Genomic DNA, 14,702 nt, shown 5'->3' with positions numbered 1-14,702 from the left:
ATCGAGTTACACAGTGTAACCGCGAGCAGGCGATGGAGGCAGGAGCGGGCCGGCCCCTGCCTCCGCGCGCGTCAGCGGCCCAGCAGGAGCGGCAGGCTGCCCCAGCCGTGCGCGATGAAGGACGGGACGTGGGGCACCTCGCTCTCGTGCACGGCCAGGCGGAGGTCCGGGAACCGGGCGAACAGCGCGGGCAGGGCGGCGAGCGCCTCCTGGCGGGCGAGCGGCGCCCCGATGCAGCGGTGCACGCCGATGCCGAACGCCAGGTGCTCACCGTGGTCCTTGGTCGGGTCGAACCGGTCGGCGTCCTGGCCGTGCTGGTCGGGGTCGTGCCCGGCCGCCATGTAGCTGGTGATGATCGCGTCGCCCGCCTCGATCCGTACCCCGCCGATCTCGATCGGCTCGATGGCGAACCGCAGCGGCAGGTTGGCGATCGACGGCGACCAGCGCAGCGTCTCCTCGATCACCGCCTCCCAGGAGATCTCTCCCGACAGGACCCGTCTGAGGTGGTCCGGATGGGTGAGCAGGGCGTGCACCGCGTTGCCGATCAGGTTGACGGTGGTCTCGTGCCCGGCCGCGATGAGGAGCAGCAGGGTGTCGCGCAACTCGTCGTCGCTGAGCGAGTCGCCGCTGTCACGAACGTTGATCAGCTCGGTGGTCAGGTCGTCGCCCGGGTGCTCCCGCTTGTAGGCGACCAGGCCGGGGAGCACGGTGCCGATCTGGACGGCCGTGGCCTCCGCCTGCTCCGGCGTGAGGGTGGTGTCCATGATGGCTTCCATGATCTGGGCCATTTCCGCCCGCATGTGCGCGGGGACGCCGAACAGCTCACAGATCACCCGCATCGGCAGCGGGTGGGCGTAGGCGCTGCGGAGGTCGACGGGGCGGCCCGGCGGCTGCGCGGCCATGGCGTCCAGCAGCTCCGCGACGAGGCCATCGACGATCGGCTGCATGGCCTTGGTACGGCGCGCGGTGAAGCTCGGGGCGATCAGCTTGCGCAGCCGCCGGTGCTCCTCGCCATAGGCGCTGAGCATGTTCGACACGCCGATCCAGGTCATGATCCACCTCCAGCCGGGCTCTTCCATCGCCTGGGGCAGCAACCGCCAGTGCCGCTTGTCCTTGCTCACCAGCGGATCGAGGATCAGCTGCTTGAGCAGGTCGTGCCGGGTGACCGCCCAGGCAGGGATGCCTCCGGTGAGCTCTACGAGGACCAGGGGGCCGAGGTCACGTAGTCGACGGACCTCGCCGGAGAGGTCGGTGCCGAAGGGGTCGAGGACGACAGGGGCTGCATTGCCCACGGAGAATCTCCTGGTTGGTCGGGGCGGATCGGGGTGAAGCTCACCGGCAGGTGCGCCAGCGCGCGATGGAACGGGCCGGGGCGCCACGGCAGCTCCTCGCGGGGCACGGTCAGTTCGAGGTCGCACAGGTGAGAGGTCAGGCGTTCGATCGCGGTCATGGCGATGAGCACGGCCGGGTCGCTGGCCGGGCAGCGGTGCGCCCCGGCGCCGAAGCCCAGGTACGCGCCGCCGTCGGAGCGCAGCTCCTCGGGAACGTTGGCGGGCTCGGTGTTGGCCGCGGCGTAGGAGACGAGGACCAGTTCGGCCGGCTGGATCCAGGTGCCGTGGAAGTGCACGGGCTGGCGCACGAAGTACGGGCCGTAGTTCGACATCGCGGGCTCGGCGCGCAGGGCCTCCATGAGGGCGTCGTACGTGCTGAGCGCGCCGTTGGTGAGCGAGCTGAAGTAGCGGTCGTCGCTGACCATCCGGGAGATCGTGTTGGAGATCAGATTGGCCGTGGGCTCGTAGGCGGCGGCCATCACCAGCACGAGGGTCTCCCCCAGCTCCTCGGGCTGCAGCGCGGCCGGATGGTCGATGAGCCAGGAGGTCAGGTCCTCGCCCCGCTTGGTGTGCTTGGTATGGATCAGCTCGCCGATGTAGCGGCCGAACGCGTCGCTGCCCCGCGCGCCCGTCTCGCCGTCGGCCTCCATCATGTCCGACAGGGCCTGGGTCAGACCGGCGCTGTCGGCGTCCGGCCGCCCGAAGAGCCGGTTGAAGATGCGGACCGGGATGAGCCGGGCGAAGTCGGCGACCAGGTCGGCCTCGCCCTTCGCGGCGAACTGGCTGATGAGCGAGTCCGACACCTCGCTCACCATCTGGCGCAGCTTGTGCGGCTGGATCTGCTCGAAGCAGTCGGAGATGACCTTCCGGTAGCGGGCGTGCTCGGCGCCGTCGGAGAACAGCGCGTTCGGCCGGCGGCCGAGCATGGCGATCGCCCCCGCGGCCTCCGGGGTGTCGGGGAGCCGTTCCTGCCAGGCACTGGAGTTCTTGCTCCAGACGCCGCCGACGTTGGTGAGCACGTCCAGGGCGGCCCGGTAACCGATCACCAGGTGGGCCTCGATGCTCGGGGCTATCTCCACGGGCGCGACCGCGCCGTGCCGCACGCGCAGCTGGGCGTAGATCGCCTGCGGGTCTCTGGCGTACTCGGGCCCGTACAGGCGCCCGGCGTCGGGCATGTAGCGCAGGGTCATGACAACACCAGCTCTCTGACGTGCTCCACCAGTGCGATCAGCGAGGCGCGGGCGGAGGCGGGGTCGCGGGCGTCGCACACCATCAGCGGCGTGCGCGGGTCCAGGTCGAGCGCCTTGCGCACGGACTCCAACGGGTAGTCCGGCGAGTCGGGGAAATGGTTGACGGCCACCGCGTAACGGATGCCCGCGCTCTCCACCAGGTCGAGGACGGCGAAGCTCTCGTCGATCCGGCGGGTGTCCGCCAGCACCAGGACCCCGAGCGCGCCGCGTACGAGCTCGTCCCACAGGACCTGGAAGCGGGTCTGTCCCGGCGCCCCGAACAGGTAGAGCACGGCCCCGGGCAGGGTGAGGCGCCCGAAGTCGATCGCGGTGGTCGTGGTGGTCTTCTCGTTCACGCCGGTGAGGTCGTCGACCAGCGTGCCCGCCTGGGTGAGCACCTCCTCCGTGTTGAGGGGTTTGATCTCCGAGAGCGCGCTGACGATGGTCGTCTTGCCCACGCCGAACGGCCCTGCGATGACCAGCTTGACCGGGATGTGCTCGGCACTGACACGGCTGTCAGAGAGCGCGGAGGCCACTGAGTACCAACTCCAAGATCTCGATGTCGGGCAGGCTGGTGGCCACCGGCGGATTGCGGGCCAGCAGCGTTCCGCTGCCGACCAGTCCGGCGACCAGCAACCGCACCACGCAGTACGGGAGGCCGAGGTGCGCGGCGCACTCGTACACCGACAGCGGCCCGTCCTGCAACAGGGCCAGCAGATGCGACCCGGGTGGGTCCAGCCCGTTGGTGGCGGCGTCGGGTGCGATGTAGACCAGGGTCGTGCGCTCGACATCGATGTGTTCGGGCACGGTCAGCCTCGCGGCGGCCATGTAGTCCGGGACGACCCGCCGCCTTTGCCGTCCGGAGGTCACGTCCGGACGCCCGGCACCCTGGCCGCGCTGGCTTCGTCGAGGGCCTTGATCAGCTTCTGCACCTGCAGTTGCACCTCGTAGGCCAGCGCGCCGATGTTGACGGCTCCGGTGGCGGCGACCACGATGGCGGCGCGGTCGCCGGCCGGGGCGATGTAGTAGTAGCCGCTGCCGGCGGAGATGACGATGTCCTCCACCCCCTCGTCGGTGCCGCCGCTGAGGCCCTCGCACAGGGCGCGGGCGGCCCCCAGGACGGAGCTCGTCATGGCGGCGGCGCGCTCGCCGCTCTCGGTCGTCACATCGGCCGAGCCGCCGAGGATCAGCCCGTCACGGCTCAGCACCACACCTCGCGTGACTCCGGGCAGTGCCAGGAGAGGTGACAGGACCCAGGACACGTCGAGGGACAACGCGCGACCCTTGGTCGGAACACGGCTTGAAGCGCTGTGAGCGTCCATGGAACGGTCAATTCCCTTCGGTGGCGTCGTGCGGCTCGGTCGGATACGCCTCACGGCGGCCCGCTTCGGCTCCGATCTGGAAGTCTCCCCACCGCTTCTGGGCTTCCTCCGGGGTGGTGAGCGTGCGGCTTTCATGGCCCTGGGAGCCGCCTCCACCGCGCCCGGAGCCGGACGTGGCGTGCGGCGGCTGGCGGCGGCGCTGCGGGAGCGGCGCCAGGTCCTCCGCCGACCGTTGTTGCGGCGCGGTCACGAAGTCGGTTCCCGCGGGGGAGCCGACCGGTTCCAGCCGCGACGCCGCCGGCAGCGGCTCATGCTGGCCGGCCGGGACCGACGCGCGGACCGGCTCGGGCGCCAGCACCGACGGCCGGGTGTTCTCCGGCATCTCCACCAGCAGGGCGGCGGGGACGGTCAGCACGGCCTGTACGCCGCCGAAGGCGCTCTTCTTGACCGTGACCTGCAGGCCGTAGTGCGCGGCCTGGCGGCCGATGGCGGCCCAGCCGGTTCGGGGAGGGTTGCCGAGGTCGACCAGGCGGATCGGCTGGGTGCCGCTCAGCAGGCGGGTGGCGCGGGCGTACTGCTCCTCGTTGAGGCCGACACCGGCGTCGTCGATGACGATGGCGGCGCCGCTGTTGGTCTCGTGCACGGCGATGGTCACCTTGAGCGTGCCGTAGGAGTGGTGGACCGCGTTGGCCAGCAGCTCGGCGGTGATGAACAGGATCGACTCCGCGGCGCGGGCGGCGACCCCGATCCGGCGGCGCAGGTGGTTGGCCGGGCCTTCGATGCGCTGCTCGAAGTTCTCCACCCGGGAGATGGCGCCCACCACCAGGTCCACCAGATACGTGTCGTCACGCGACAGGCCGGGCGTGGCGCCGCACGCGATGCCGGTCACCTGCACGCGACGGATGATCAGTTCGTTGAACATGTCCAGTCCCAGCACCTCGCGCAGGAGTGCGGTGTGCTCGTCGCCGCTGTAGCGCTGTTGCACGCCGGCGAGCAGGTCCTGGCCGCGCAGCGCCTGGGTCTGCACGCGGGACATCGCGCCTCTGATGACCGCCTGGGCCGCTTCGTCGATGCGCTCGCCTTCCTCTCTGAGGCCGCGGGCGAACGCGTCGAGCAGGGCGCTGTGCTGCCTGTCGACGTCGGTGCCGGCGAGTGCCGGCTCCTGCACGCCGGGCACGACCACGTGGGGGGTACGCAGGTGGGACAGCAGGGCGGGAATCCGCCTCGTGATCAGGTGCTCGGTCTCGGCGCGCACGAGTTCGTGCTGCGCGCGCGCCTCGCGCAGCTGCTCCGCGCTCTCCTGGATCTGGCGCTCCGCCCGGGCCAGCCGCTGCTGGCCGGCGCTGGTCTCGTGCGTCCGGTGCCGGTGTTCCTGCCGGGCCTGACCGAGCTGCCCGCGGGCCTGGGCGAGATCGCGGCGTACGCGCAGGTGGAGGAGCACGACACCCACGAGGGCGATGAGGAGGCCAAGGGCGATGAGCGTTATCGGGACGCTGAAGGAGTCTGGCGGCATGACAAGTCCTGAGGTCGAGGAGAGCCGGCGGAAAATGTCAACCGCCGAAGAATCTGCTAGCGGCGCGTGGCGGAATCAGCACGACGTCCGGCATGGACCATGTCGGTGTGGACCCCGCCTCTCCGCGACGTCGGCACGACTGCGTGCCTGGTGCGGCTCTGCCTGGGGTAGGGCGAGGCCAAGCGACATGGCACCCTCGGTCTCAGTCGAACGACGGTCAACGGGTAAACCAGTATTCCCGTTTAGTCATGATAGTCAACCGCATGTAAAGGCATCATTGCGTTGAGTTCGTACATATTGTCCGATTTTCTCCTTTGGCGGGGCCGAAGAAATTCCTGCCGCGGCGCCACCGAAGGCCAGGCCCGCTGACATCCAGCGGGCCTGTCTCTTCTGTCCGAAAATCGCCGGGGAGTCGCGTTTCCGCTAGACCCCTTCGGCGGCGGGCTCGCGTGCCTCGACGGCGTCGGAGGCCGGGCCGGCGGCGGGCCGCAACACCGTGAACGCGAGCAGCGCGGCGGCCACGGTGAACCCGGCCCCCACCCACGACCCGACGTGCATCGCGGTGGTGAACGCCTCCCTGGCGGGCTCCACCATGCCGAGCCTGAACGCCTCGCCGACCGACTCCCGAGCCGCCGCGGGCACGCCGTCGGGCATGGACGAGGTGAACACCCCGGCCAGCACGCTGCCCAGGACGGCGATGCTCAGGGCGAGGCCCACCTGCTGGACGGTGTCGTTGAGCGCCGATCCGACACCGGCGTGCTCCAGCGGGATCGCCCCCATCAGCGACGCGTACGCCGACGGCCCGGCCAGCCCTCCACCAGCGCCCATCAGCACGAGGGCGCACATCAGCGGCAGGTAGCCGGTGGTACTCGCCATCACCACGAAGCCGGCGGCCATGACGAGCAGACCGCCCGAGACCAGCATCCGGTTGCTCACCTTCTTCCCGAGCCCCGCGCCGATCCCGTTGAACAGCACCGCGGCGGCGGCCTGCGGCAGCATGGCGAGCCCGGCCCGCAGTTCGCCGTAGCCCAGCACGAACTGCAGGTACTGCGTCAGCATCAGCATGACCGCGCCGGCGCCGAACGACATGAGCAGGATCGAGAAGGAGGCGCCGCCGAAGTTGCGGTTCCTGAACAGCGCCAGCGGCAACATCGGGTGCTCGGAGCGGCGCTCCCAGAACACGAAGGCGGCCAGGGCGATCACGGCGAGGGCGATGACCAGCGGGTTCCACTCGCGTTCGATGATGACGTAGACGCCCGCGGTCAGGCCGGCGATCGACAGCACCACGCCGACCGGATCGATCTTCCGCCCGCCGCTGCGGGTCTCCGGCATCAGGACGTAGGCGGCGATGATGGCCACCGCCGCGATCGGGATGTTCAGCAGGAAGACCGAGCCCCACCAGTAGTGCTCCAGCATGAAGCCGCCCAGCGTCGGCCCCGCGATCACGCCGAGCATGGCGACGCTGCCCCAGATGGCCATGGCCTTGCGCCGCTCGTCCTCGGCGAAGACGGTCATGAGGATGGACAGCGTCGAGGGCATCAGGATCGATCCGCCGACGCCCATCAGGGCCCGCGCGCCGATCACCTGCCACGGCTCGCTGGCCAGCACCGCGAGCAGCGACGCCCCGCCGAAGAAGGCCAGGCCGATGACCAGGAACCTTCTGCGCCCGTACCGGTCGGACAGGCTGCCCGCGGTCAGCAGCAGGCCAGCGAAGACGAGCACGTAGGCGTCCAGGATCCACTGGATGTCGGAGTACGTGGCGCCGAGTTCCTCGATCAGCGACGGGATCGCCAGGTTGAGCACGGTGCCGTCCACGGTCAGCACCAGCAGCGAGAGGCACAGGACGACGAGAGTCCACCACCGACGGGGGTCTCGTACAGCGTTCGAGTTCACTCGCACACCGTACGACAAACCTCGTACGGTGTGCGAGTGCTTTTATCATGGGCGCATGACCGGCAAGCAGTTCACCTCCGTATGGCTCCGCGAGCCGCGCAAGGCGACCACTCCCGGTCGCAGCCGCGAGGAGATCGTCAGAGCCGCCGTGGAGATGCTCGACCAGGAGGGGCTCAGCGGGCTGAGCATGCGCAAGCTCGGCGCCAAGCTCAGCGCCGGCGCCACCAGCCTCTACTGGTACGTCGCCACCAAGGACGAGCTGCTGGAGCTGGCCTACGACGAGGTGTGGGGTGAGATGACCGTCCCCGATCCCGGCCGGGTGGGCTGGCGCGACTCCGCCTCGGCCCTGGCCCACGGCATGCGCCAGGTGGTCCTGCGCCACCCGTGGTCGGCCGACCTCATCGGCCGCCTGCCCGCGCTCGGCCCGCACGCGATGGAGGTCGCCGACCGCATGCGCAAGATGTTCAAGGCGGCCGGGTTCACCGGGCCGGCCATCGACTTCGCCAACGCCACGCTGACCGCCTACGTGTTCGGCATGACGATCCCCGAGACCGCCTGGAACGCCACGATGGGCGCCCAGTACGACCCCGACGAGATGCGCGCCGCGGTCGCCAGGGCCGCCGCAGGTCACCCCGACATGCTGGAGCGCATCAACATGGACGACTACGACGACCCGATGGCGATGCGGGAGATGAGTTTCGACTTCGGGCTCGTGTCGATGCTCGACGGCCTTGAGCGGCGGCTGGCGACGTAGCAGGATCCGAGACATGAGCGATTTCCGCGCCGCCCGTGACTTCCTTCTCGGCTCCGACCCCGACACCGCGCGCCGCGACTTCCGCTGGCCGGAGCCGTCGGAGTTCAACTGGGCGCTCGACTGGTTCGACGGGGTGCTGGCCGCGGAGACACCCGGCGCCGTCGCGCTGAGGATCGTCGGCGCGAGCAGCGCCTCCTACACCTTCGCGGAGTTGTCGGCCCGCTCCAACCAGGTCGCCAACTGGCTGCACCAGCAGGGCGTGCGGCGCGGCGACCGGATCCTGCTCATGCTGGGCAACCAGGCCGAGCTGTGGGAGTCGCTGCTGGCGGCCACGAAGCTGGGCGCGGTCATCATTCCCGCCACCACGCTGCTGACCGCGAAGGACATCACGGAGCGCATCGAGCGCGGCGGCGTCGCCCACGTGATCGCCAACGCGGCCGACGCGGGCAAGTTCACGGGCGGCGAATACACGAAGATCGCCGTCGGTGACGCCTACACCTGGCTGGCCTACCACGAGTCGTACGAAGCGCCCGAGCACTTCGTCCCCGACGGGCCCACCCGGGCACAGGACACGCTCCTGCTCTACTTCACCTCCGGCACGACCTCGCAACCGAAGCTGGTCGAGCACACGCACGCCTCCTATCCCGCCGGGCACCTGTCGACCATGTTCTGGATCGGCCTGCGGCCGGGCGACGTGCACCTCAACGTGTCGTCCCCGGGCTGGGCCAAGCACGCGTGGAGCAACGTGTTCGCCCCCTGGAACGCCGGCGCCACCGTGCTGATCCACGACTACCAGCGCTTCTCCGCCCGCGCCCTGCTGGAGGTGCTGCGGGACGAGCAGGTCACCACGTTCTGCGCGCCCCCGACCGTGTGGCGGATGCTCATCCAGGAGGACCTCGCGGCCTGGCGGCTGCCGCTGCGCACGGCCGTGGCCGCCGGCGAGCCGCTCAACCCGGAGATCATCGACCAGGTGGCCAAGGCGTGGGGCATCACCATCAGGGACGGCTACGGGCAGACCGAGACCACCGCGCAGATCGGCAACGCGCCGGACGACCCGGTCAGGCCTGGCTCGATGGGGCGGCCGCTGCCGGGCTACGAGGTGGTGCTCATCGACCCGGTCTCGGGCGAGCAGGGAGACGACGGTGAGATCTGCCTGCCGCTGGACGATCGCCGCCCCCTAGGCCTCATGTCCGGATATGTCGGTGGATCCAGTGAAGCCATGCGCGACGGCTTTTACCACACCGGCGACGTCGCCACCCGCGACCAGGACGGCTACATCACCTACGTCGGCCGCACCGACGATGTCTTCAAGGCCTCCGACTACCGCATCTCGCCGTTCGAGCTGGAGAGCGTCCTGCTGGAGCACGCCGCCGTGGCGGAGGCCGCCGTGGTCCCCGCCCCCGACCCGGTGCGGCTGGCCGTGCCGAAGGCCTACGTGACGCTCGCGCCCGGTTTCGAACCGGACGAGACGACCGCACGGGCGATCTTCGAGCACTGCCGCCGGGAGCTGGCGCCGTTCAAGCGGGTGCGGCGGCTGGAGTTCGACGAGCTGCCGAAGACCATCTCCGGCAAGATCCGGCGGGTTGAGCTGCGGGTACGCCAGCCTCGCCACGAGTTCCGCGAGGAGGACCTGACGCCATGACAAGAACTCACAGTGTAAATCCCCCTTTACCCGTTCTTACAGGCTGATCAGCTAGGCTCTGCCCCGTGTTGCCCACCATCGCCGACGTCCTCGCCCTGGAGACCGTGCGCCGGGGCAACCCGCGCGTGGTCGCGGGCGCCGACCGGCTCGACACCAAGGTGCGGTGGGTGCACGTCGGTGAGATCGCCGACATCGCTCATCTCCTGCGCGGCGGGGAGCTCGTCCTCACCACGGGCGTCGCGCTCCCCGACGACCCGGAGAAGCTCGCCGACTACATCGGCGAGCTCTCCTCTGTGGGCGCCTCGGGCCTGATCGTGGAGCTGGGCCGCAAGTTCGTCCGCGAGTTGCCCCGCGCCGTGGTCAAAACCGCCGAGGAGCACGGCCTGCCGGTCGTCGTGCTGACCCGCGAGACGCCGTTCGTCCAGATCACCGAGTCCGTGCACGCCCGGATCATCGACATCCAGCTGGAGGAGCTGCGAGCCTCCGAGCAGCTGCACGAGGTCTTCACCGAGCTGTCGGTCGAAGGCGCCTCGCCCGCCGAGGTGCTGGCCCAGGTGGCCAGGCTGTCCGGCCGGCCCGTGCTGCTGGAGAACCTCGCCCACCAGGTGCTGGCCTGCGAGTCCGCCGGCCGCGACACGGGCGCCCTGCTGGCGGGGTGGGAGAGCCGGTCCAGGGCGGTGGCCCCGGCCGAACGCACCGCGTACGACGCCGCCTCGGGATGGCTGGTCACCACGGTCGGCGCGCGCGGGCAGGACTGGGGGCGGCTGATCCTCATCTGCGACTCCTCGCCGAGCCCGCGCGACATGGTGCTGGCCGAGCGCGCCGCCACCACGCTCGCCCTGGGCCGCCTGCTGGAGCGCCACCAGGAGTCGCTCGAACGCCAGGCGCATGGCACGATCATCACCGGCATCCTCACCCACGCCTACGCCGATCCCGAGGAGGCCGCCGCCCGCGCCCGCGCGGTCGGCGTGCCGCTCACCGGGCGCAAGCTGGTCAGCGTGGTCATCAGGCCGACCGACCCGGTGGACCAGGCGCTGGACGGCCAGGCGCTGCTCGGCGAGCTGGCCGAGGCGACCGCCGCCGCCTGCCGCGACGCGCGCCTGCCCGCCCTCGTGGGAGCGCTCGACCAGGAGCGCGTCGGGGTTCTGATGCCGCTGCCGCCGCGCGCCGAGGCCGAGGCGGCGCTGACCGCGCTGGCCGACCGGCTGCGCGGGCTGTGGCGGCCCGGCTCGGCGTTCGTGCTGGCGGCGGGCTCGCTGGTGGAGTCCATCAGGGACGTACGCCGCAGCTTTCTCGAAGCCGAGCAGGTGGCCGACGTGGCGGTCCGCCAGCCGGACGGCCGAGCCTTCTACCGGCTGCCCGATCTGCGCCTGCGCGGCCTGCTCCACCTGCTGCGCGACGACGCGAGGCTGCAGACCTTCGCAGAGCGGGAGCTGGGCCCGCTGCTGGCCCACGACGCTCAGCGGGGCGGCGATCTCACCCGCATCCTGCGCATCTATCTCGACGCGGGCAGGAACAAGGCGGTCGCCGCACAGAAGGCCCATCTGTCCAGGCCCGCCTTCTACGACCGCCTGCGCCGCCTCGAACGCATCCTGGACACCGATCTGGACGACGTCGAGTCCTGCCTTTCCCTCCATGTGGCCCTGCTGGCCCTGGAGTCCTTCCGCCGGGAGAGCCGGTGAGCCTCCCGATGCGCTGGAATGGGCGATATGTCTGATGTGCTGATGCCCGATCTGGCCGATCTCGGCCGCATGCTCGCCACCGCGGGAGCCTTCTCGGTGCCCGTCCACGACGTGCGCCTGACCCCGGACGAGCTCGATCCCGGCCGGATCGTGGCGGGCGCACCCGCCGCCTCCTCACTGGAGCTCGGCGGGGGCCACGGCATCTGGGAGATCACACCCGGCGTGGTGACGGACGTGGAGACCGACAAGATCTTCGTCGTGCTGTCGGGCCGCGCCACGATCGCCGTCGAGGGCGGCACCGCTCCACGCCGCTAGAACCCCATCGCGGCCCGCACCTCGTCGAGGGTGACGACCGCCCGTTCGCGCGCCCGCTCGTCACCGTCGGCCAGGATCTGCCGCACGTCCTGCTCCGAGTGCTCCTTCCTGCGCTTCCTGATCGGGCGCAGGAACTCGTTGACCGCCTCCGTCACCAGGCGTTTGAGCGCGGCGGCGCCACCGTACCCGATCTCCTCCGCGACGTCCTGCGGTGACCGGCCCAGGCAGAGAGCCGCCAGTGTGAGCAGATTGGCCACCTCGGGGCGGTGCGTCTCGTCGAACGTGATCAGCCTGTCGGAGTCGGTGCGGGCCTTGCGGATGAGAGCGGCCGTCTCGTCCTCGGTGGCCGACAGGGTGATCGCGTTGCCCCGGCTCTTGCTCATCTTGCCGCCGTCGAGGCCTCTCAGCAGCGGATGCTCCCCCATCATGGCCTCGGGCAGGGGGAACACCTCGCCGTACCGCTCGTTGAAGCGGCGCGCCACCAGCCGCGTCATCTCCACGTGCGGAAGCTGGTCCTTGCCGACGGGCACCAACGTGCCCTTGCAGAACAGGATGTCGGCCGCCTGGTGCACCGGATAGGTGAACATCAGGCCGCTGACCGCCCGCTGGGAGCTGTGCGCGATCTCGTCCTTCACCGTGGGGTTGCGCTGCAGCTCCGCCACCGAAACCAGGCTGAGGAACGGCAGCAGCAACTGGTTCAGCTCGGGGACCGCGCTGTGCCGGAAGATCGTGACCTTGGCCGGGTCGAGCCCGACCGCCAGGTAGTCGAGCAGCAGCTCGGTGATGTTCCGCTGGATCCGGCCGGGCAGGTCGCGGTCGGTGATCACCTGATAGTCGGCGATCAGGACGTACATGGGATGAACGTCCTGCAGCCGGACGCGATTGGCCAGCGAACCGAAATAGTGGCCCAGGTGCAGCGGCCCCGTCGGACGGTCACCCGTGAGCACGACGTCTTTCATGGTGTCTCTCCTTTGGGATTTATGCCGTCCCGGAGAGAACCCGCACGTTAACCGGGCCGTCTCGAGACGGCCCGGACATGGGGAATCAGTGGCCGTCTACGGGCCACCACCACATGCCGCTCTGTGTCATATCCGAATTGTATCCACTGATGGTGTCGATCTCGTAACCTCTCCACTTCTTTCGCGTGTTCGCCTCCCTTAGAGACCTTGATCTCGTCAGGATGGTGCGGTCCTTTTACCGCCCTCTGGAGAATTCATGTCTCGACGCACCCTTGCCGGCGGCCTGGCCATAGCCGCGGCACTCACCCTCACCACGCTGCCGGTCGTGTCCGTCGCGGCCGAGCAGGCGTCGGTCAGGTTTCCGTCGGCCAAGTTCCCGCTGGGCACCCGGCCCGCGGCGACCAAGAAGATGACGACCGTGGCACAGGGCATCGACCTGTACGACGTGCGGGCGGGCACGTCGACCGACGGTTACACCGTGACCGTGCTGATGCCGTCAGGCCGCGACTACGGGACCCTCCCGACCGCCGAGGCCAAGGCGGCCGAGGTGGAGGCCGCCGGAGAAACCCCCAGCCTGCAGAAGGTGATCAGGCCCGGCGTCGCCGACGCCCCCTCGCAGACCGTGTACATGGTGCGGGTCGGCCTCTGGTCCTTCAAGGACAAGAAGAAGGCCGAGAAGACCGCCAAGCGACTCAAGAAGGCCGACCTGAAGGTCAAGGTCGACTACCTCGGCGACGACGGCCTCAAGACCACGGGCCCCTGGAACGTCAAAGTCGTCATGATCGACAGGAAGACCTTCCGCGGCTCGTACGTGGCCTCGCTCGGCAAGAGCGTGGCCAAGCGCGAAACCGTCTCGTCGATGGCCAAGGCAGCCAAGGCGCTGGTCGGCGTCAACGGCGGCTTCTTCAACATCCACACCGCCAAGGCGCTGCGCGGCGAGCCCGTCGGCGCGTCCGTGGTGAACGGCAAGCTCCTGAGCGAGGCCGTCCCCGGCCGCTCGGCCGTGGTGCTCAGAGGCAGGTCCGCCAGGATCACCGAGCTGAGGACGACCGTGACCGCGATCTCGCAGGACGGCGAGCAGAGCGAGGTCAACGGCGTCAACCGGGCCGCCGCCACCGACGAGCTGATCCTCTACACGGAGGAGTACGGCGCCAAGACCCCCACCGGCGGCACCGACGCCGTGATCGACGCCGACGGCGTGGTCGTCGGCCTGCGTGCCTCCGGCAAAAAGATCACCAAGGGCATGCGGGTGCTGCACGGCAACGGCGTGGGCGCCGACTGGCTCGACGAGCATGCCTGGCGGGGCTGGAAGGTGAAGATCGACACCAAGGTCGTCGACCTGCGCACCGACAAGGCACTCAAGCTGACCCCCGAGCTGAACGTCATCGCGGGCGGCGTCGGGCTGGTGCGCAACGGCGAGGTCAGGATCACCGCCAAGCGTGACGGCCATGACTCGATGAACATGATCCTCCGCCGCCACCCGCGCACGCTCCTCGGCACCACCAGGAACGGCAGCCTCATCCTGGCCGCCATCGACGGCCGGCAGCCCGGAGTGACCGTCGGCGCGAACTTCGTGGAGGCAGCCCAGTTCATGCGCTGGCTCGGCGCCAAGCAGGCCATCAACCTGGACGGGGGCGGATCGACGGCGATGGTGGTCGACAACAAGGTCGTCAACCGGCCCTCTGACGGCTCTGAACGCGGCATCGGCGACGCTCTCCTGGTCCTGCCCAAGTAACGCCCGGAACCAGCCGTAAGGGACCCGCGCCACCACGCCCGGGTCCCTTATCCGTCGCGGATGCCGCAGATGCCACTCAAGGCGTCGCCCCACCGGACTACCAGTTGAGCGTTTGAGCGTTCAAAAAGCGCCTTCGGCGCGGCCTGGCCGCGGAGGTGGCCCAACACAAAAAGAGGGGGTCCCGACGCGCTCAGCGTCGGAACCCCCTCCACAAAGATTGTCCGGCGGTGACCTACTCTCCCACACCCTCCCGAGTGCAGTACCATCGGCGCAGAGAAGCTTAACTTCCGGGTTCGGAATGTAACCGGGTGTTTCCTTCCCGCCATA

The 14,702-nt window shown here is 69.8% G+C and carries 13 protein-coding genes and 1 rRNA gene; 5 read left to right on the top strand and 9 right to left on the bottom strand.

The window, feature by feature from the left end:
* Positions 1 to 71: 71 nt before the first annotated feature.
* The 7 genes from ABGB14_RS00070 to ABGB14_RS00040 form a co-directional block, all read right to left on the bottom strand.
* The gene (locus ABGB14_RS00070) at positions 72 to 1,292 is read right to left on the bottom strand and encodes a cytochrome P450 (protein WP_347641411.1); all 1,221 of its coding nucleotides are present in this window, start codon (positions 1,290 to 1,292) and stop codon (positions 72 to 74) included.
* Positions 1,196 to 2,521, bottom strand: coding sequence for a cytochrome P450 (locus ABGB14_RS00065; protein WP_347641410.1), 1,326 nt, complete (start codon positions 2,519 to 2,521; stop codon positions 1,196 to 1,198). The genes ABGB14_RS00070 and ABGB14_RS00065 overlap by 97 nt, the downstream gene beginning before the upstream one ends.
* A complete protein-coding gene (locus ABGB14_RS00060) occupies positions 2,518 to 3,096 on the bottom strand; it encodes an ATP/GTP-binding protein (RefSeq protein WP_347641409.1) in 579 nt (192 codons plus the stop codon). The genes ABGB14_RS00065 and ABGB14_RS00060 overlap by 4 nt, the downstream gene beginning before the upstream one ends.
* Positions 3,077 to 3,430, bottom strand: a complete 354-nt coding sequence (locus tag ABGB14_RS00055) for a DUF742 domain-containing protein (RefSeq protein WP_347641408.1) — start codon at positions 3,428 to 3,430, stop codon at positions 3,077 to 3,079. The genes ABGB14_RS00060 and ABGB14_RS00055 overlap by 20 nt, the downstream gene beginning before the upstream one ends.
* Positions 3,427 to 3,834: a roadblock/LC7 domain-containing protein gene (locus tag ABGB14_RS00050; RefSeq protein ID WP_347641407.1), complete on the bottom strand. Its 408-nt coding sequence runs from the start codon at positions 3,832 to 3,834 to the stop codon at positions 3,427 to 3,429. The genes ABGB14_RS00055 and ABGB14_RS00050 overlap by 4 nt, the downstream gene beginning before the upstream one ends.
* Positions 3,835 to 3,889: 55 nt before the next feature.
* Positions 3,890 to 5,395: a hypothetical protein gene (locus tag ABGB14_RS00045; RefSeq protein WP_347641406.1), complete on the bottom strand. Its 1,506-nt coding sequence runs from the start codon at positions 5,393 to 5,395 to the stop codon at positions 3,890 to 3,892.
* Between the two features lie 423 nt (positions 5,396 to 5,818).
* On the bottom strand, positions 5,819 to 7,288 hold the full coding sequence (locus ABGB14_RS00040) for an MFS transporter (protein ID WP_347641405.1): 1,470 nt from the start codon (positions 7,286 to 7,288) through the stop codon (positions 5,819 to 5,821).
* A 55-nt stretch (positions 7,289 to 7,343) separates the two neighbouring features.
* Here ABGB14_RS00040 and ABGB14_RS00035 point away from each other — a divergent pair, with 55 nt between their 5' ends.
* The 4 genes from ABGB14_RS00035 (at position 7,344) to ABGB14_RS00020 (ending at position 11,681) form a co-directional block, all read left to right on the top strand.
* Positions 7,344 to 8,042 (top strand): TetR/AcrR family transcriptional regulator, encoded by a 699-nt coding sequence (locus ABGB14_RS00035; protein WP_347641404.1) that lies wholly within the window; start codon positions 7,344 to 7,346, stop codon positions 8,040 to 8,042.
* A gap of 13 nt (positions 8,043 to 8,055) precedes the next feature.
* The gene (locus tag ABGB14_RS00030) at positions 8,056 to 9,684 is read left to right on the top strand and encodes an AMP-binding protein (protein WP_347641403.1); all 1,629 of its coding nucleotides are present in this window, start codon (positions 8,056 to 8,058) and stop codon (positions 9,682 to 9,684) included.
* Positions 9,685 to 9,749: 65 nt separating this feature from the next.
* A complete protein-coding gene (locus ABGB14_RS00025) occupies positions 9,750 to 11,366 on the top strand; it encodes a PucR family transcriptional regulator (protein WP_347641402.1) in 1,617 nt (538 codons plus the stop codon).
* Positions 11,367 to 11,393: 27 nt separating this feature from the next.
* Positions 11,394 to 11,681, top strand: coding sequence for a hypothetical protein (locus ABGB14_RS00020; RefSeq protein WP_347641401.1), 288 nt, complete (start codon positions 11,394 to 11,396; stop codon positions 11,679 to 11,681).
* Here ABGB14_RS00020 and trpS read toward each other — a convergent pair.
* The gene (trpS, locus tag ABGB14_RS00015; RefSeq protein ID WP_347641400.1) at positions 11,678 to 12,640 is read right to left on the bottom strand and encodes a tryptophan--tRNA ligase; all 963 of its coding nucleotides are present in this window, start codon (positions 12,638 to 12,640) and stop codon (positions 11,678 to 11,680) included. The two genes, ABGB14_RS00020 and trpS, sit on opposite strands and share 4 nt — an antisense overlap.
* 256 nt (positions 12,641 to 12,896) lie before the next feature.
* On the opposite strand from trpS, the gene ABGB14_RS00010 reads away from it, so the two are divergent.
* The gene (locus ABGB14_RS00010; RefSeq protein WP_347641399.1) at positions 12,897 to 14,375 is read left to right on the top strand and encodes a phosphodiester glycosidase family protein; all 1,479 of its coding nucleotides are present in this window, start codon (positions 12,897 to 12,899) and stop codon (positions 14,373 to 14,375) included.
* 219 nt (positions 14,376 to 14,594) lie between these two features.
* Here ABGB14_RS00010 and rrf read toward each other — a convergent pair.
* Positions 14,595 to 14,702 (bottom strand): 5S ribosomal RNA (gene rrf, locus ABGB14_RS00005); the annotation flags it as partial.

It is taken from the genome of Nonomuraea sp. B10E15 (assembly GCF_039871615.1).
GTDB lineage: Bacteria > Actinomycetota > Actinomycetes > Streptosporangiales > Streptosporangiaceae > Nonomuraea.
Note: the sequence above shows the minus strand (reverse complement) of the source record. Positions and strands in the feature narration are given on the sequence as shown.